This is a genomic window from Thiohalocapsa sp. ML1 (assembly GCF_001469165.1).
GTDB lineage: Bacteria > Pseudomonadota > Gammaproteobacteria > Chromatiales > Chromatiaceae > Thiohalocapsa.
This window is the reverse complement of the sequence record NZ_JABX01000043.1, coordinates 13,698-30,617: the sequence shown is the minus strand read 5'-3', so window position 1 is coordinate 30,617 and position 16,920 is coordinate 13,698. Positions and strand designations below refer to the sequence as shown.

At 68.0% G+C, this 16,920-nt stretch carries 15 protein-coding genes; 6 read left to right on the top strand and 9 right to left on the bottom strand.

Annotated features, from left to right (window positions below; all coding sequences use genetic code 11):
* Positions 1–386: 386 nt before the first annotated feature.
* Positions 387–2,495, bottom strand: coding sequence for a polyribonucleotide nucleotidyltransferase (gene pnp / locus ML01_RS21370; RefSeq protein WP_058557417.1), 2,109 nt, complete (start codon positions 2,493–2,495; stop codon positions 387–389).
* A 166-nt stretch (positions 2,496–2,661) separates the two neighbouring features.
* Entirely contained in the window at positions 2,662–2,931 is a 270-nt protein-coding gene (gene rpsO / locus ML01_RS21365) for a 30S ribosomal protein S15 (RefSeq protein ID WP_058557416.1), read from the bottom strand.
* Positions 2,932–2,945: 14 nt separating this feature from the next.
* Between rpsO and ML01_RS21360 the strand changes: the two genes are divergently transcribed.
* Entirely contained in the window at positions 2,946–3,155 is a 210-nt protein-coding gene (locus tag ML01_RS21360) for a hypothetical protein (RefSeq protein ID WP_058557415.1), read from the top strand.
* On the opposite strand, the gene truB is transcribed toward ML01_RS21360, so the two are convergent.
* From truB to rimP, 5 genes are all read right to left on the bottom strand, one after another.
* A complete protein-coding gene (gene truB, locus ML01_RS21355; protein WP_058557414.1) occupies positions 3,148–4,062 on the bottom strand; it encodes a tRNA pseudouridine(55) synthase TruB in 915 nt (304 codons plus the stop codon). The genes ML01_RS21360 and truB overlap by 8 nt on opposite strands.
* 82 nt (positions 4,063–4,144) lie before the next feature.
* A complete protein-coding gene (rbfA, locus tag ML01_RS21350) occupies positions 4,145–4,537 on the bottom strand; it encodes a 30S ribosome-binding factor RbfA (protein ID WP_058557413.1) in 393 nt (130 codons plus the stop codon).
* Positions 4,538–4,550: 13 nt separating this feature from the next.
* Positions 4,551–7,313, bottom strand: coding sequence for a translation initiation factor IF-2 (gene infB / locus ML01_RS21345; RefSeq protein WP_058557412.1), 2,763 nt, complete (start codon positions 7,311–7,313; stop codon positions 4,551–4,553).
* Between the two features lie 16 nt (positions 7,314–7,329).
* On the bottom strand, positions 7,330–8,832 hold the full coding sequence (gene nusA, locus ML01_RS21340) for a transcription termination factor NusA (RefSeq protein ID WP_058557411.1): 1,503 nt from the start codon (positions 8,830–8,832) through the stop codon (positions 7,330–7,332).
* 15 nt (positions 8,833–8,847) lie between these two features.
* Entirely contained in the window at positions 8,848–9,306 is a 459-nt protein-coding gene (rimP, locus tag ML01_RS21335) for a ribosome maturation factor RimP (RefSeq protein ID WP_058557410.1), read from the bottom strand.
* A 435-nt stretch (positions 9,307–9,741) separates the two neighbouring features.
* Between rimP and ML01_RS21330 the strand changes: the two genes are divergently transcribed.
* The 3 genes from ML01_RS21330 to ML01_RS21320 all read left to right on the top strand — a co-directional run bounded on the left by ML01_RS21330 (position 9,742) and on the right by ML01_RS21320 (position 12,223).
* The gene (locus ML01_RS21330) at positions 9,742–10,347 is read left to right on the top strand and encodes a SprT-like domain-containing protein (RefSeq protein ID WP_156427895.1); all 606 of its coding nucleotides are present in this window, start codon (positions 9,742–9,744) and stop codon (positions 10,345–10,347) included.
* 76 nt (positions 10,348–10,423) lie between these two features.
* Entirely contained in the window at positions 10,424–10,894 is a 471-nt protein-coding gene (locus ML01_RS21325) for a TerB family tellurite resistance protein (protein WP_058557409.1), read from the top strand.
* Positions 10,895–11,161: 267 nt separating this feature from the next.
* Complete coding sequence (locus ML01_RS21320; protein WP_058557408.1) at positions 11,162–12,223, top strand: agmatine/peptidylarginine deiminase; 1,062 nt, start codon at positions 11,162–11,164, stop codon at positions 12,221–12,223.
* A gap of 323 nt (positions 12,224–12,546) precedes the next feature.
* On the opposite strand, the gene ML01_RS21315 is transcribed toward ML01_RS21320, so the two are convergent.
* Positions 12,547–12,966 (bottom strand): hypothetical protein, encoded by a 420-nt coding sequence (locus ML01_RS21315; protein WP_058557407.1) that lies wholly within the window; start codon positions 12,964–12,966, stop codon positions 12,547–12,549.
* A 238-nt stretch (positions 12,967–13,204) separates the two neighbouring features.
* Between ML01_RS21315 and ML01_RS21310 the strand changes: the two genes are divergently transcribed.
* Positions 13,205–14,494, top strand: a complete 1,290-nt coding sequence (locus tag ML01_RS21310) for a methyltransferase domain-containing protein (RefSeq protein WP_082674518.1) — start codon at positions 13,205–13,207, stop codon at positions 14,492–14,494.
* 68 nt (positions 14,495–14,562) lie between these two features.
* On the opposite strand, the gene ML01_RS21305 is transcribed toward ML01_RS21310, so the two are convergent.
* The gene (locus ML01_RS21305) at positions 14,563–15,129 is read right to left on the bottom strand and encodes a murein L,D-transpeptidase family protein (protein WP_082674517.1); all 567 of its coding nucleotides are present in this window, start codon (positions 15,127–15,129) and stop codon (positions 14,563–14,565) included.
* A 245-nt stretch (positions 15,130–15,374) separates the two neighbouring features.
* On the opposite strand from ML01_RS21305, the gene ML01_RS21300 reads away from it, so the two are divergent.
* Positions 15,375–16,832 carry an NAD(P)/FAD-dependent oxidoreductase gene (locus ML01_RS21300; RefSeq protein ID WP_058557406.1) on the top strand — a complete coding sequence of 486 codons (1,458 nt, stop codon included), beginning with the start codon at positions 15,375–15,377 and terminating at the stop codon, positions 16,830–16,832.
* Positions 16,833–16,920: the final 88 nt, after the last annotated feature.

The following is a 16,920-nucleotide window of genomic DNA, read 5'->3' as shown; positions in this document are numbered from 1 at the left end:
CCTGGATGCGGATACATGGCGAGCAACGAATCTCGCTGGTGCCCAAGGAGGACGGATGGGCGTCGGCGCATTATCGCAAAGCTACCGCGGCGCGGGGAGGGAAATGGCATCCGGCAGCACACTGAACGCTTCGGGGACACCGGCCCGGGCAAAACGATGGTGTCCGGGGCGGCTCCGGGGTGAGGATGCTCGGCGCCACACGAACTGAGCGCGGCGCTTTGCACCCGATCCTAGCGGGCTATGCCCAACCGGCGGACCGTCCCGCCCGGGTAGCGTCACACAACCCAGCACCAGCAAGGGCCGGGTTTGCTCCGGCAACCCTGGCGCCGCCACTGCGACCGGAGCGACGTCGGCGAGCCAACAGCGGGCGGGGCCGCCGTGCCGCCCTACTCCGTCGCCTGCCTCGACTCGTCCTCGGCGATGGCCTTCATGCTGAGGCGGATGCGGCCCTGCTTGTCGACCTCGAGCACCTTGACGCGGACGACATCGCCTTCCTTCAGTTTGTCGGACACCGCCTGCACGCGCTCCTCGCAGATCTGGCTGATGTGCACCAGGCCATCGCGGCCGGGGAGGATGGTGACGAAGGCGCCGAAGTCCATCAGGCGCACGACCTTGCCCTCGTAGATCTTGCCGACCTCGACATCCGCCGTGATGAGCCGGATGCGCTTCTTGGCCTCCTCGCCGGCGCTGCGCTGCACCGAGAAGATCTTGACCACGCCGTCGTCGTTGATATCGATGGTGGCGCCGGTCTCCTCGGTGATGGAGCGGATGGTCGCGCCGCCCTTGCCGATGACGTCGCGAATCTTCTCCGGATGGATCTTGAGCTCGATGATCCGCGGGGCGTAGTCGGACATCTCGACGCGGTGCGCAGAGATGACCTTGTTCATCTCCCCCAGGATATGCAGCCGGCCGGCCTTCGCCTGCTCCAGCGCGGTCTCCATAATCTCCTTGGTGATGCCCTCGATCTTGATGTCCATCTGCAGCGCGTTGATGCCGTCGGCGGGGCCGGCGACCTTGAAGTCCATGTCGCCGAGGTGGTCCTCATCGCCCATGATGTCCGTCAGCACAGCGAACCGATCACCCTCCTTGATCAGGCCCATGGCGACACCGGCCACCGGCGCCTTGACCGGCACGCCCGCGTCCATCAAGGACAGACTGGTGCCGCACACCGACGCCATGGAGCTGGAGCCGTTGGACTCGGTGATCTCCGACACCACGCGGATGGAGTAGGGAAACTCGTCCGGTGCCGGCATAGCGGCCAGGATGCCGCGCTTGGCGAGGCGGCCGTGGCCGATCTCGCGGCGCTTGGGGCTGCCGACGCGGCCGAGCTCACCGACGCAGAAGGGCGGGAAGTTGTAGTGCAGCATGAAGGGCTCGCGGCGCTCGCCCTCCAGCGCGTCGATGATCTGGCTGTCGCGCTCGGTGCCGAGCGTGGTGATCACCAGCGCCTGCGTCTCGCCGCGGGTGAACAGCGCCGAGCCGTGGGTGCGCGGCAGGACGCCGGTGCGGATGTAGATGGGCCGCACGGTTTTGGTGTCGCGGCCGTCGATGCGCGGCCTGCCGTCGATGATGGCACCGCGGACGATCGTCTTTTCGAGCTTCTCGACGGCGCCATAGACCTTCGGCTGCGGCCAGCGGTCCTCGCCGTCGCCAGCGAGCTGCTCGAAGATCTCCTTGCGGATGGCGTCGAGCGCCGCGTGGCGGTCCATCTTCTCCTTGATGGCGTAGGCCTCGGTGATGCGCCCGGTAAAGGCCGACACGGCGTCGTCGAGCGCCGGCTCCGGCTCCGGCGGCGCGAAGGGCAATGGCGGCTTGCCGACCTCGGCGGCAAGCTCGCGGATGGCCTGGATGGCCACCTGCATCTGCTCGTGGCCAAACAGCACGGCGCCGAGCATGACCTCTTCGGTCAGCGCGCGGGCCTCGGACTCCACCATCAGCACGGCGCCCTCGGTGCCGGCGACGACGAGGTCCAGGTCGCTGTCGGGGCCCAAGCCCGTGACGGCGGGATTTAGGATGTACTCACCGTTTTTGTAACCGACGCGGGCGGCGCCGATGGGGCCGTTGAACGGCGCACCGGAGATGGCAAGCGCGGCGGACACGCCGAGCAGCGCGGGCACATCAGGATTCACGGCCGGGTTCAGGGACTTGACCGTGGCGATGATCTGGATCTCGCGGCCGAAGCCGTCGGCGAACAGCGGCCGGATGGGCCGGTCGATGAGCCGCGAGGTCAGGATCTCGCCCTCGCTCGGGCGGCCCTCGCGGCGGAAGAAGCCGCCCGGGATGCGCCCGGCGGCGTAGGTCTTTTCCTGGTAGTCGACGGTGAGCGGCAGAAAGTCCTTGGGCTCGGTCGCGCGCTTGTCCACCACCACGGTGCAGAGCACCACCGTGTCGTCGACGTTGATCAACACGGCGCCGTCCGCCTGGCGGGCAATCTCACCGGTCTCGAGCGTGACCGTCTGGTCGCCGTATTGGAAGGTCTTGCGGATGGGGGTCACTGGGTTGTGTCCTCTGGGTGGGTCCTCAGAATGTTCTGCCGCGGCGCGGCCGATCGATGCGCGTATGACCGGGCTTGGGGGCGCCGATCAAGGTCGGCGCGGGTGCTGCCCGGCGCTGTGCGGCCTGCATCAATGATGCCCGGCGACAGTAACGCGCGATGACCGATCAGCGGCGCAATCCGAGCTTCTCGATCAGCGCCCGGTAGCGGTCGAGATCCTTGCGCTTGAGATAGTCCAAGAGCTTGCGTCGGGAGTTGACCATACGCACCAGCCCACGGCGGGAGTGATGGTCCTTCTTGTGCTCGGTGAAATGGCCGGTCAGGTCTTTGATGCGCGCGGTGAGCAGCGCAACCTGTACCTCAGTGCTGCCGGTGTCGTTGGGGCCGCGGGCGTGCTCGTCCACGATCTGGCGCTTGTCTTCTGCTGTCATTGTCATTGCTTTGACTCCAAATGAAACCGCGCCGCAAGGCGCATCTGTTGAACGGCGAGCCGGCCGCCGGCCCCGGCAATGACTCCAGGGTGCGACGCGCCGCCGCCGATGTGGCCCTGGCGGAAAGCACCGCCTGGGACCAGGTTGGCGAGCGCGCCATGGTACCCGCGCCGCCGTTGCAATTGAACCGCACACGAGCCGGTACCATGACCGCCCGGATGGTCAGATGAGCCGCTTCGGTTGCACCCGGCCGTCGTCCAGGATCACGCCGATGCCGAGGAACTCCGAGCCCCCCGCGTACAACCGCACCAGACCTTCGGTGGGCGCCTGCGGCACCAGCACCGGCTGACCCTGGCGCAGGTAGAAGGCGGCGTCCGCCGACAGCTTCACCGCCGGGCAGTGCCCGAGCACGCTGTCGAGCGGCAGCAGCAGCGCGTCCATCGCCTCGAACCCCTCCGCCGCCGCGCGCTCGACGTCGGGCACGGTGACGAAGCGGGTCTCGCCTTCCACGTACGGGCCGACGCCCGTGCGCCTGAGCCCCGATACATGCGCACCGCAGCCAAGCGCCGCGCCGATCTCCTCGGCCAGCGTACGCACGTAGGTGCCCTTCGAGCAGTGCACGTCCAGCATCAACAGCGGCGGTGCGCACTCGATGAGGTCCAGCGCAAAGATCTGCACCGTACGTGGCGTGCGCTCGACCTCCTTGCCCTCGCGGGCGAGCTTGTAGAGCCGCTCGCCCTGGTGCTTCACGGCCGAGAACATGGGCGGGAGCTGCTCGATGCTGCCGAGAAAGCGCGGCAGCACGGCACGCACGGCGGCCTCGTCCACACCCTCAACGGGGCGCGTCTGCAGCACCTTGCCGTCGGCGTCGGCGCTGTCGGTGGTGACGCCCAGGGTCACGGTGACGCGATAGCGTTTGTCCGCGTCGAGCAGGAAGCTCGAGAACTTGGTCGTCTGGCCCAAGCATAGCGGCAGCAACCCCGTGGCCAGCGGGTCCAGACTCCCGGTGTGGCCGGCCTTGGCCGCCTGGTACAGGTGCTTCACCTGCTGCAACGCGTGGTTGGACGAGACCCCGGCGGGCTTGTCCAGCAGCAGGATGCCGTCCACGGAACGGCCTTTCTGTCGTCGTCTCGCCATGTTCTGCGTCCGGATGCGCGGCGTTGTTTCAGCCGGCGTGTCGCTGCGGGGCTGAGGCGCATGCAAAGCTCGGGCATGCGTCTCAGCGCGGCTCGTCGGGGCCGTCGTCTTCATCGTTGTCCAGGGGCGGCGGGGCTGAGCGCTCGATGAGCGCCGCGAGGCGCTCGCCCTCGAGCACCGATTCATCGTGCACGAAGTGCAACTGAGGCACCGTGCGCAGCCGCACGCGCCGCGAAAGCTCGCGGCGCAGGAAGCCCGCAAGCGCGCCGTTCAGCACCTTGGCCTGCTCATCGCCGCACTCGTCCAGCGGAAAACAGGTGAAGTACACCTTCGCGTGCGAGAGATCGCGGCTCACCCGCACCTCCTGCAGGGTCACGGGGCCGATACGCGGGTCCTTCACCTCGGTGCGCAGGAGCTGCCAGAGCTCCCGCAGCAGCTCGGCACCGACGCGCTCGGCGCGGCTGCCGTCGCTCATCTATCCTGCACCTTCACAGCACCCGCGCCCGCTCGGTGCGCTCGAAGACCTCGATCTGGTCGCCCGGCTGGACGTCGTTGTAGTTCTTGACGCCGATACCGCACTCGGTGCCGGCCTTGACCTCCGCCACGTCGTCCTTAAACCGCCGCAGCGACTCCAGCGCGCCCTCGTAGATGACGACATTGTCGCGCAGCACGCGGATCGGGCTGTTGCGCTTGATAACGCCATCCACGACCATGCAGCCGGCGATGGCGCCGAACTTCGACGAGCGGAACACGTCGCGCACCTGCGCCAGCCCGATGATCTCCTCGGTGACGATGGGGCTCAGCAGACCGGAGATGGCCTGCTTCACGTCGTCGATGAGCTCGTAGATGATCGAGTAGTAGCGCAAATCCAGGCCATGGGCGTCCACGACGCGGCGGGCCGCGGCGTCGGCGCGGACGTTGAAGCCGAGCAGAATGGCGTTCGACGTCACCGCCAGGTTCGCATCGGACTCCGTGATGCCGCCGACGCCCGAGGCGACCAAGACGACCTTGACCTCGTCGTTCGAGAGCTTGAGCAGCGCCTCGCGCAAGGCCTCGGCACTGCCCTGCACGTCCGCCTTCAGGATGATGTTCACGGACTTGGCCTCGCCCGCCTTCAGTTGCAAAAAGAGCTGATCCAGGCTCGCCACACCCTGCTGGTCGATACGCGACTGGCGGCTGCGCTCCGCGCGCAGCTCCGCGACCTCGCGCGCTTTGCGCTCGTCGGTCACGGCGATGACGTCGTCGCCCGCGTTCGGCGCCGCCGATAGGCCGAGCACCTGCACGGGAATGGACGGACCCGCCTCCTGCACCGGCTGGCCCTTCTCGTCGAACATCGCACGCACCCGCCCGTATTCCGAGCCGCTGACAATGGTGTCGCCCTGGCGCAGCGTGCCGGACTGAACCAGCACGGTCGCCACCGGACCGCGACCCTTCTCGACGCTGGACTCGACGATGGTGCCGTGCGCGGGGCTGTCCTTCGGCGCCTTGAGCTCCAGCACCTCGGCCTGCAGCAGCACGGCGTCGAGCAGCGCATCGATGCCATCGCCGGTCTTGGCCGATACCTTCACCAGCATCGTGTCGCCGCCCCATTCCTCGGCGACGACCTCATACTGCGTCAGCTCCCGCATGACCTGATCCGGATTTGCTTCCGGCTTGTCCATCTTGTTGCAGGCCACGACGATGGGCACGCCCGAGGCCTTCGCGTGCTGGATGGCCTCGATGGTCTGCGGCATGACGCCGTCGTCCGCCGCCACCACCAGCACCACGATGTCCGTGACCTTGGCACCGCGGGCACGCATGGCCGAGAAGGCGGCGTGCCCCGGGGTGTCCAGGAAGGAAATGATCCCCTTCTCGGTCTTCACGTGGTAAGCGCCGATGTGCTGCGTGATGCCGCCCGCCTCGCCGGCGGTAACCCGCGTGCGGCGGATGAAGTCCAACAGCGACGTCTTCCCGTGGTCGACGTGGCCCATGATGGTCACCACCGGCGGCCGCGGCAGGCTCTCGGCCTGTTCGGTCTCCTCGCCCAGCAGTTGCAGCAGGTTGTCCTCGGCGCTCTGGTCCTGCGCCTCGACCGCCTTGTGGCCCATATCGTCCACCAGCAGCATGGCCGTGTCGCGGTCCAGCATTTGGTTGATGGTGACCATCACGCCCTGCTTGAACAGGACCTTAACCAGATCGGCCGCCTTCACGGACATGCGCCCGGCGAGGTCGGAGACGGAAATGGTCTCCGGCACCTCCACCTCGCGCACGACCGGCGCGGTGGGCCGCTGGAAGCGGTGCTTGTCAGCAAGCTGCGGCTTGCCGGGCTTGCGGCGCCGGCGCACGGCCGGCCGCGAGATGACGCCGAGCGCGGCGGCGTCCTCGTCAAACTCGACGCTGCTGTCGTCGCGCTTCGTCTTGCCGGCCGCCTTCTTGGTCGCCTTCTCGCGCTCATCGCGCTCACGCTCGCCGCGCTCCTCGTGCTTCTTGGCGTGCTTGCGCTGGCGCTCGGCGGCCTCCTCCTCGGTCTCGGGACGCACCGCCGCGGGCGCGGCGCCCTCATCTTCCTCATCCTCCTCGACGGGCTCCGCGCTGGCGGCAGCCGCCCCCTCGGCTGCTAGGCGCGCGCGCTCCTCAGCCTGGCGGCGCTTGCGGGCTTCCTCTTCGGCGCGGCGCCGGGCCTCTTCCTCGGCGCGCAGACGCTCCTGATCCTCCTGCTCGGCAAGGCGGCGGGCATCATCTTCGGCGCGGCGCGCCTCCAGCTCGGAGCGGCGGCGCTGCTCGTCGAGCGTGCCGCGCTGCTGCACCGGCTCGCGGTGTGCCGGGCGGCGCGGCGCCTCGGCGGTCGGCTCACGGCGCTGCGGCGGCGGCTCGGCCGCTGCGGCCGGTGCGACTGGCTTGGTATCGTCGCGCTTTAGCTGCGTGCGCTTGCGGCGCACCTCCACGGAGACGGCCTTCTGCCCGCGCTGTGTGGGGGCTGGACGGCCACCGGGGGTGGGGCGGGACGGGCGCGACGGCGGCGGCGCACTGGTGCGGCGCGCCTCGGGCCTGGCCGCGGCGGGCGCGGAGCGGCGCGCGGCGCCTGCATCTTCGGGCTCCTTCTTGCCGTGGCTGCGGCGCAGATAACCTAAGAGCTGGAGTTTCTCCTGCTCTGTGATCGTGGCCTCGGCGGCGCTGGCGGTGATTCCCGCCTCGTTGAGCTGGGCCAACAGGCGCTCGACCGGGATACCGACTGTCGTTGCCAGTTGTTTGACCGTGACATCGCTGCTCATAGACACCTCCGCCAGCTTAGGCCTGTTCCGACTCGGCGAACCAGGGCTCGCGCGCGGTCATGATGAGTTGGGCGGCCCGCTCCTCGTCCATGCCTTCGATCTCCATCAGCTCGTCCACCGACTGTTCGGCGAGCTCTTCCATGGACGCGATGCCGCGCCGTGCCAGGGCATAGGCGAGCTCGTCGTCCATACCCTCCATGCTGAGCAGGTCCGTGGCCGGCTGGCCCTCGTCGCTGTCGTTGCCGGTGACGGCACGCGTCAGCAGTACATCCTTCGCGCGCTGGCGCAGCAGATCAATGATCTCGTCATCGAACCCGGCGATGGATTTCAGCTCCGGCACCGGCACGTAGGCGACCTCTTCGATGCTCGTGAAGCCTTCTTCGACCAGCACGAAGGCGACGTTCTCGTCCACCTGGAGCTGGTCCATAAAGAGACCCGCGATGCGCCGCGCCTCTTCCTCGCCCTTGGCCGCCGCGTCTTCCTCGCTCATAACGTTGAGCTCCCAGCCGGTGAGCTGGCTCGCAAGGCGGACGTTCTGGCCGCCGCGGCCGATGGCCTGGGACAGGTTATCCTCCTTCACGGCGACGTCCATGCTGCGCGCGTCCTCGTCGATGACGATGGACACGACGTCCGCGGGCGACATGGCGTTGATCACGAACTGGGCCGGGTTCTCGTCCCACTGGATGATGTCCACACGCTCGCCGTTCAGCTCGTTGGAGACCGCCTGCACGCGCGAGCCGCGCATGCCGACGCAGGCGCCGACGGGGTCAATGCGCGGGTCCTTCGTGCGCACCGCGATCTTGGCGCGGAGCCCCGGATCGCGGGCGGCGGCGAGGATCTCGATGGTGCCCTCGCCCACCTCCGGCACCTCCAGCTTGAAGAGCTCGATGAGGAGCTGCGGTGACGTGCGGCTGACGAAGAGCTGCGGCCCTTTCAGCTCCGAGCGCACCTCGTAGAGGATGCCGCGCAGGCGATCGTTGGGGCGCACGTTCTCGCGCGGGATGACTTGGTCCCGCGGCACCAGCGCCTCGGCGTTGCCGCCTAGGTCGAGCACGATGGTGCCGCGCTCGGCCTTCTTGACGATGCCGGTGATGAGCTCGCCCACGCGATGCTGGAACATATCCACGACCTTCGCGCGCTCGGCCTCGCGCACCTTCTGCACGATGACCTGCTTGGCGGTCTGCGCGGCGATGCGCCCGAACAGCACGGACTCGATCTCTTGTTCGACGTAGTCGCCGAGGTCGAGATGCGGCTCCAACTCCTTGGCCGCCGACAGCGTGATCTGGCGCTCCGGCGCCTCTAGCGGCTCACCGTCGGTGTCCGGCACGACCTCCCAGCGGCGGAAGCTCTCGTACTCGCCGGTCTCACGGTTGATGGCGACGCGCGCCTCGATGTCACCGCCGTGCTTCTTGCGGGTGGCCGAGGCCAGCGCCGCCTCCATGGCCTCGAAGATGATCTCCTTGGGCACGTCCTTCTCGTTGGAGACCGCCTCCACCACCAGCAGAATCTCTTTACTCATAGGGCAACCAATTTCTCAGAATTCGGGCACGAGCCGCGCGGACTCGATGCGGTCGAAGGGCAGCGCCACGCGCGTGCCGTCGACGCTCAGGAGCACTGCATCGCCCTCAGTGCCGGCGAGCCGGCCGTCGAAGCGGCGCCGGCCGTCCAGCTTCTCCACGAGGCGGATGCGCGCCCTGGCGCCTTCGAAGCGGCGGAAATGCTCCAGCTCGAACAGCGGCCGGTCGAGCCCGGGGGACGACACCTCAAGGTCGTACTGTCCGGCGATGGGGTCATCGACATCCAAGGCGCCACTGAGCTGGTGGCTCACCGCCTCGCAGTCGCCGAGCCCGATGCCGTCGGCGTGGTCGATGTAGACCCGCAGCACGGCGCCACTGCCACCGCCGACATCATGCTCGACACCGACGCACTCATAGCCCATCGGTTCCACGACGGAACGCACGAGCTGTGCAAGCTTGGGGTCGGCACGCTTCATGTTGTCGTTGCGGCACCTGCCGGGCTCCAGCGCGACCTGCGCGAGCGGGCGGCTTTTCTTGACCTCAGCCCGGACAACGCAACAAGCCAATGCTCCAGAAACAAAAAATGGGCCAGCGGCCCAGTCGTCTTCGCCTACCCAGACCACTGCGGGCGGCGATCCTGTCGGTGGTATTGCGGCGTGCCGATACCGGCTCGTGCTGCCGTCCCGGACCCGATGCCGAATCCTGCGGCCGACGGATCAGGGGCCGTCGACCACGACTACCACCTCCACTACCTAAGCCGCCGGATGTTACCGTTTGCTATTGCCCGATGCAAGGATTCCCCTGGCAGCTCGGACAGGAGGCCCGGCGCGGACCGACCTCCGGCGGCAAGCGCTGCCGGCCACCGGCGCGGCGGTGGACAGCGCCCGCCCGTTCACGTCTAATCCTTGGCCATGTCCGCTCCCCAGGCGCCCAAAGGCCACGGCATCGCCGCCCGGGCCGAAGCGACCGCCCAGATGGCGGCCTCGGCTGCACGCCTTGCCCGCGAGGCGCGCGCCGCTGCGCGCACGCGCTCGCTGCTCGCGCTCGGCGCCACGCTCATCCAGCGACACGCACCGGGGCCGCAATTGCGCTTCGATCTGCGCGGCCAAGCGGCTGGGCAGTTTCGCATCGATGCCGCGGGACGGCCCGCGATCCGCTACAACGCGGATTTGATGGCGCGACACGAGGAAGCGTTCCTCGCGCAGACGGTCCCACACGAGGTTGCCCATTACCTCGCTTACCTGCGCTACGGCCGCGCCATCCGCCCGCACGGCCCGCAATGGCAGGCACTGATGCGCGGCCTCGGCGCCGACCCCCGGCGCTGTCACGACTTCGATGTCAGCGACCTCAGCGCGCGGCGCCTGCAGCGTTACCCGTATCACTGCCGCTGCGCCGAGCACGAGTTGACGAGCATCCGCCATCGTCGGACGCTGCGCGGCGCGACCTACCTCTGCCGCGCGTGCGGCGAGGCGCTGCGCCCCGGCCCGAGACCCGCGCACAACGCCGAAAACGGCTGAGCCGCCCCCATCTTAACGACCGCAGGTCAAGAACGCGGACCCGACGGTTCGTGGCGCAGCGACAGGATTCAGTACCATGCTCAACAGCATCCGCACCTTTTTCAACACGCATCTGGCGCGCCCCGAGACTCGGGCGCCGGAAGCCGCCGAACAGGCGGTCCGCCGCGCCGCCGCGGCGCTGCTGCTGGAGATGACGCACATCGATGACGAGGCCCCCGGGGCCATCTCCCGCGACACCGTGGTGGACTTGGTGCGCGAATGCTTCGGCATGAACTACTCGCAGGCCGAGGCCCTGCTCGGCTGCGCGGAGGCCGAGCGCACCGCGTCCACGGATTATTTCCAGTTCACGTCGCTGATCAACGAGCACTACGGGCCGGAGCAGAAGGCAGATCTCGTCACCGCATTGTGGCGGGTCGCCTTCGCCGACGAGCGCTTGAGCCGCTACGAGGAGTACCTAGTGCGCAAGGTCTCGGAGCTCCTGTACGTGCCGCACAGCGTCTTCATCCAGGCCAAGCTGGCGGCGGCGCAGGCGGCGGGCGGCGGCTGAAGACGGCCTGCCGGCGCCGGCAGCGCCAAACAAGCGCACCGCTCGACGACCGCAGAGGCGCCCAATCACCCCCAACGGAGACACCGGCATGAGCCCCGCTAGCGCAAGTCCGTTGTCACTCGCCGCCTCCGTCTTCGGCGCGTTGGAACCGCAGTGGGGATGGGTTCTCCGGCTCGGGCTCGCCACCCGCGCCGCCCCGCAGTCGCGCCACGGCAACGCGTCCGGGGCGGCATGAGCGCGACAGCTCCGAACAGGTACCGACGACCGATGCGACGCCTGCCCGCCGAATGGGAGCCGCAACAGGCGGTGCTGCTGACGTGGCCACACCCGAATACGGATTGGGCGCCGCAGCTCCCGGAGGTGGAAGCCATCTACGTTAGGCTCGCGACCCTGATCGCGCGCCGTCAGTTGCTGTTCGTCATCTGCCGCAGCGACAGGCATCGCGAGGACGTGAAGCGGCGGCTCGCGGCGGCCGGCATTGCCCCGGCGCGGGTCGCCCTCGCCATTGCACCAAGCGACGATACCTGGACGCGCGATCATGGTCCGCTCACGGTGCTGGAGGCGGACGGCTCGCCGCGCATCGTGGATTTCCGCTTCAACGGCTGGGGTGGCAAGCACCCGGCGGGGCTCGATGACCGCATCACGGTGCAGCTTCACACCGCCGGCTGGTTCGGCGACGCACCGCTGGAGGCCTGCCCACTGGTGCTCGAAGGGGGCGCCATCGACAGCGACGGCGAAGGCACACTGCTCGCCGTGCGCCGCACCCTGGTGGACCCGGCACGCAACCCGGGCTGGTCCGTGGCCCGCATCGAGGCGGAGCTCGCCGCCCGGCTCGGCGTGCGATGCTGCCTGTGGCTCGACCACGGCCAGTTGGACGGTGACGACACCGACGGCCACATCGATACGCTGGCGCGCTTCTGTGCCCCAGATCTGATCTGCCACCTGGCACCACGCGCAGGCGCAACCGATGCAGAAGCCGAGTCGCTGGCCGCGATGGTGGCGGAGCTCCAGGCGCTGCGCCGCCCGGACGGCTCCCCTTACCGGCTGGTGCCGCTGCCATCGCCGACCCGCATGCGGGACCCGGCCGGCGCCCCACTGCCGGCGGGCTACGCGAACTTTCTCATCATCAACGGCGCGGTCCTGCTGCCAGTTTACGGTGATCCGGCGGACGCGCTTGCCGTCGAGCGGCTCGCCGCCCTATTCCCCGATCGCCGCATCGAGCCGGTGGACTGCCGCCCGCTCATCCGCCAGGGCGGCAGCCTGCACTGCGTCACGATGCAGGTGCCGGCCGGGTTGCCGATCCCAGTCGGCAGCGCGCAGCTTGCTTGACGCGCAGCTTGCTTGACGCGCAGCTTGCTCGACGCGCAGCTTTGCTTGAAACGCTCTCCCATCCGACGCCGGCCAAGATCCGATTCAAGAGCTACCGGTGCGCTCGTCGATCTGGTCAGCGCGGCGGAACCCGACGCTGGGCTATCGCTATCGAAATCGAGATCGACGAAATCGAGATCGACGGTGAGCGACATCGCAGGACACAATGTCCCGCACACCGACGTCACTTGCGCCTGATGAGGTTAGGGGCAGCCTCGATCCCGATCCCGATCCCGATCCCGACGCAGGGGCGGCTGAACGGGAGCGTCGGAGGGACGCGAGTGTTAGTCGAAGCTGCTGACGTTGAAGGCGTGGAATCGCGCGATATTTTGCTCCCGCGTCCAGCGCAGATAGGCCTCGAACTGCTCGGTCATCGCCGCCGTCGGCAGCCCTGCGGATACCGCCAGATCACGGGAGGCGTGGATCTCGGGGTCCGCCAGACGCTCGAAGGCCACAAGCCGGCTCAGCCCCTCACGCTTCGTCCATGCCAGGTAGGCGGCGAACTGCCGGGCCATTGCGGGCGTCGGCAAGACGTCGGCGGGGATCACCGCTCGGGACACGGCGGATGGCGCCGCAGCGCCGGCAAGGTGCTCTGCGGTGACATGGTCCGCGGCGACATGGTCCGCGGCGACATGGTCCGCGGCGACATGGCCCGCGGAGCTCAGCAGCAGGCCTAGGCCACCGGCGATCAGGGTTTGGAACATCCTGGAGACTCCCGAAGCTGTGTGAGTGCGTGACCGGTATATTAGCTGATGCTTATGCGCTTTCCATGTCGCGCTTCGCTGCAAGCGTGACAGTCCGTTGCCGAACTGTAACCAGTTGTTGCCGAAGCGCGCGGGCGCCTTGCCGGGGAGGCCTTGTCCCTAAGCACCGATGCGCGGTCGTCGCCTGTCCTTCAGCCGTGCTGGGAGCAGGGACGTTTGCGCCTTGAGTTTCTGATCCATGACCGAGAACAACCAGCGAGCATTGCCGAACGGGCCCCGGGGCGGCAGCGGCGGAACAGGCTCGCGCACCAGCTCGCGCAGCATCGCCGCACTCAGGTTCGAGCTGCGCTGGCAGAGCGACGAGGTACGCCACTGCGACAGCCTGTGTCTGCCCAATGTTGACCTGTCGCTGGCAGAGCTGCCGCAGAGGATGAAGTCGGATCTGATGAATCAGCCGGTCGGCCACTGTGCCACGTGGCGCTTTCGGCCCGGCCAGCTCATCCCCGACCATCACCCGGCGCGGCTTCTGCTGCTGGGCACGGACCGGTTCAACCTGCGCTCGCTCGGCCGCGGCCCGGTGGAGCCGAGGCGCGGGCGCTTCTATCCGAAATCCGTGCTGAAAGACGCGCAGGACTTGTTCGCCTCCGACCGCTCGCCGTGGCGTGTCACCGACATCCAAGGAGAGCGTTTCCTCGCGGACCTGAATCACCCGCTGGCGGGCAAAGAATTGCAAGTCACAGGCCGGATCACCCGGGTGCTCGATGTGGCCGAGCGCCGCCGCGGCCCGGGCGTGCCGGTGCGAACGCTCCTGACGGACGACGGGCCGGGCATGCAGGGACGCTGGCGGGGCCACGCCACGGAGTTCTTGACCAGCGCGGCGATCGAGCGCATGGACGACGATGATCCGGGCTTCTACGCGCGCCTGCGTCTCGTGGACCACCTGGACAGCATGGCGCTGTCGCAAATCTCCGCGTTGTACGGGCGGCTGATCCCGCGACGTTCACGCGTCTTGGACCTCATGTCGAGCTGGCACTCCCACCTGCCGGCGTCGTTGGCCGCGGAGCGCGTGGTCGGCCTCGGCATGAACGCGCAGGAGATGGCGCAGAACCCGGCGCTGGACGACGCTGTCGTACACGATCTCAATGCCGACCCGCGGCTACCCTTCGACGATGCCGCCTTCGAGGCGATCGTCTGCACCGTGTCGGTGGAGTATTTGATCCAGCCCTTCGCGGTATTCCGGGAGCTGGCGCGCGTGCTGTCCCCGGGCGGCATCGCCGTCATGACCTTCTCGAACCGCTGGTTCCCCACCAAGGCAATCCGCATCTGGGAAGAGCTGCATGAGTTCGAGCGCCCCGGGTTGGTGCTCGAGTACTTCCGCGAGAGCGGATGCTTCCGGGATCTGCACACGTCGAGCCTGCGCGGCCTGCCGCGGCCCGCGGACGACAAGTACGCGCACCGGCTGGCGCAATCCGACCCGGTCCACGCGGTCTGGGCACGGCGCCTCGGCGAGCCGCGGATCAGACTGTAGACAGGGGCTAGGGGCTAGGGGCTAGGGGCTAGGGGTAGGTCCTCGCCCCTCGCCCCTCGGCCCTTCCCCTAAGGGTCTATCTCAATAGGCGTTCCATCAGCCACATAGCGCCAAATCTCGTCCACCGCGATGTTGGACACGGCGATGCAGCCCTCGGTCCAGTCCTCGTAGCGGACGACGTCGCGCAGATGCGCAAAGCGCCCGCCACGCGGTTCACCATGGATCATGATCGCCCCGCCCGGGTCCCAACCCTTGCGCTGCGCACTCAGGCGGTCATCGAAGTTCGGGTAGGAGATGTGCAGGGACTTGTAGAACTTGCTGCGGGAATTCCGCCAGTCGATGACGTAGCGGCCCTCGGGGGTGCGGCTGTCGCCCTGGCGCTCTTTGTGCCCGAGCGGGTTGGCGCCGAGGCTGATGCGATAGGTCCGAAACGGCTCCCCGTCACGCATCAGGTACAGCCGGCGCTGGCTTTTCTTCACCACCACCTTGTCGGCGAAGGCGGCGCCGCGCCGGGGCTCGAAGGCCTCCTGAGCCCGCTGGGACGCAGAGCCCGGCAGCACCGACATCGCGGCGACCGAGCTACTGAGGCAGAGGATGACGCCGACGCCGGCGACGTAGCGCAACAGAGCGAGCATGGAATGAGCACCGTTAGATTCCGCTAGATACCGCTTGACTGCGCTATGGTACCTATCGGCTGGACGCTGGATCGAAGCAGCGGACGAACAGCCGAAATACTCGGTCCTGCCGATGCGCCATCGCTCCACGACGGCGACGCCACATGCCCCAGGCGATTGATCTACGTCTTTGTGGACCCCGAGCGCGCCGCGTTAGCGTAGTGCAGAATCCGACATCGAATACATTCACCCTAGGGAGGTTACCCATGGCACGAGTGCTGATTCTCGGCGCCGGCATTTCCGGCCACACCGCCGCCCGCTACCTCGGCAAGTGGGTCGGCAAGCAGCACGAGGTCGTCGTCGTCTCGCCGAACGCGAAGTGGAACTGGATTCCGTCCAACATCTGGGTCGGCGTCGGCGAGATGACCGAGAAGCAGGTGACGTTCGAGCTCGCGCCGATTTATCGCAAGGTCAACGTCAAGTTCCACCAGGCGCGCGCGGTGTCCATCCATCCGGAGGGCGGCAGCGAGGGCGAGCAGCCCTACGTGACAATCGAGTACACCGATCCGGCACGCAGCGGCGAGAGCGCGGCCATCACCTACGACTACCTCATCAACGCCACCGGCCCGAAGCTCAACTTCGGCGCCACGCCCGGCCTCGGGCCCGACGGCGGCTACACCACGTCCGTGTGCACGCCGGAGCACGCGCTGCACGCCAACGAAGCGCTCCAGGCGGCCATTGCGGCGATGAAGCAGGGCGAGACCAAGACGTTCGTCGTCGGCACCGGTCACGGCATGTGCACATGCCAGGGCGCTGCCTTCGAGTACATCTACAACATCGACCACGCGCTGCGGCAGAACGGCGTGCGCGACAAGGCGCGCCTGCTGTGGATCAGCAACGAGTACGAGCTCGGCGACTTCGGCATGGGCGGCGTACACATCAAGCGCGGAGGCTACATCACCAACGGCAAGGTCTTCGCGGAATCCTTGATGGTGGAGCGCGGCATGGAGTGGGTCGTGCGCGCGGCGGTGAAGAAGGTCGAGCCGGGCAAGCTCACCTACGAGCTGCTCGACGGCAGTGAGCATGAGGTCGAGTTCGACTTCGCGATGCTGATCCCGCCCTTCGCCGGTCAGCCGATGCAGGCCTTCGATGCCGCCGGCAACGACATGACCGGCGAGCTCTTCGCCCCCAACGGCTTCATGAAAGTGGACGGCGACTACACGCCGAAGCCCTACGAGGACTGGAGCAAGCACGACTGGCCGCGCACCTACCAGAACCCCAAATACAAGAACATGTTCGCCATCGGCATCGCGTTTGCGCCGCCGCACCTGATCAGCAAGCCGATGACGAGCGCGAACGGCACACCCATTAACCCGGCGCCGCCGCGCACGGGCATGCCGTCGGCGGCCATCGGCAAGGCGGTCGCCGCGAACATCCGCGATCTGCTGAACGGGGCCACAGAGCTGACCCACACCGCGTCCATGGCCGAGATGGGCGCCGCCTGCGTCGCCTCCACCGGCTCCGACATCCTGAAGGGCACCGCGGCGACCATGACCGTGTTTCCGGTGGTGCCGGACTACGAGACCTATCCCGAGTACGGCCGCGATCTGAACCTGACCTTCGGCGAGATCGGCCTCGCCGGCCACTGGATGAAGTACATCCTGCATCACGTGTTCATGTATCAGGCAAAGCTCCGACCCGGCTGGTCGATCCTGCCGGACTGAGCCCCTGCCCCGGCGCCGCACCGGCGACTGCGATACCCGCAGCGCCGGCCGGTCGCCTGGGAACCGAATTTGTTGCAGCGCCTCCCAA

What these genes read in the sequence shown, in the direction of transcription:
- rpsO (WP_058557416.1), bottom strand. Translation starts at nt 2,931, where the DNA reads ATGACAATGACAGCAGAAGACAAGCGCCAGATCGTGGACGAGCACGCC.
- ML01_RS21360 (WP_058557415.1), top strand. Translation starts at nt 2,946, where the DNA reads ATGAAACCGCGCCGCAAGGCGCATCTGTTGAACGGCGAGCCGGCCGCC.
- truB (WP_058557414.1), bottom strand. Translation starts at nt 4,062, where the DNA reads ATGGCGAGACGACGACAGAAAGGCCGTTCCGTGGACGGCATCCTGCTG.
- rbfA (WP_058557413.1), bottom strand. Translation starts at nt 4,537, where the DNA reads ATGAGCGACGGCAGCCGCGCCGAGCGCGTCGGTGCCGAGCTGCTGCGG.
- infB (WP_058557412.1), bottom strand. Translation starts at nt 7,313, where the DNA reads ATGAGCAGCGATGTCACGGTCAAACAACTGGCAACGACAGTCGGTATC.
- nusA (WP_058557411.1), bottom strand. Translation starts at nt 8,832, where the DNA reads ATGAGTAAAGAGATTCTGCTGGTGGTGGAGGCGGTCTCCAACGAGAAG.
- rimP (WP_058557410.1), bottom strand. Translation starts at nt 9,306, where the DNA reads ATGAAGCGTGCCGACCCCAAGCTTGCACAGCTCGTGCGTTCCGTCGTG.
- ML01_RS21330 (WP_156427895.1), top strand. Translation starts at nt 9,742, where the DNA reads ATGTCCGCTCCCCAGGCGCCCAAAGGCCACGGCATCGCCGCCCGGGCC.
- ML01_RS21325 (WP_058557409.1), top strand. Translation starts at nt 10,424, where the DNA reads ATGCTCAACAGCATCCGCACCTTTTTCAACACGCATCTGGCGCGCCCC.
- ML01_RS21320 (WP_058557408.1), top strand. Translation starts at nt 11,162, where the DNA reads ATGCGACGCCTGCCCGCCGAATGGGAGCCGCAACAGGCGGTGCTGCTG.
- ML01_RS21315 (WP_058557407.1), bottom strand. Translation starts at nt 12,966, where the DNA reads ATGTTCCAAACCCTGATCGCCGGTGGCCTAGGCCTGCTGCTGAGCTCC.
- ML01_RS21310 (WP_082674518.1), top strand. Translation starts at nt 13,205, where the DNA reads ATGACCGAGAACAACCAGCGAGCATTGCCGAACGGGCCCCGGGGCGGC.
- ML01_RS21305 (WP_082674517.1), bottom strand. Translation starts at nt 15,129, where the DNA reads ATGCTCGCTCTGTTGCGCTACGTCGCCGGCGTCGGCGTCATCCTCTGC.
- ML01_RS21300 (WP_058557406.1), top strand. Translation starts at nt 15,375, where the DNA reads ATGGCACGAGTGCTGATTCTCGGCGCCGGCATTTCCGGCCACACCGCC.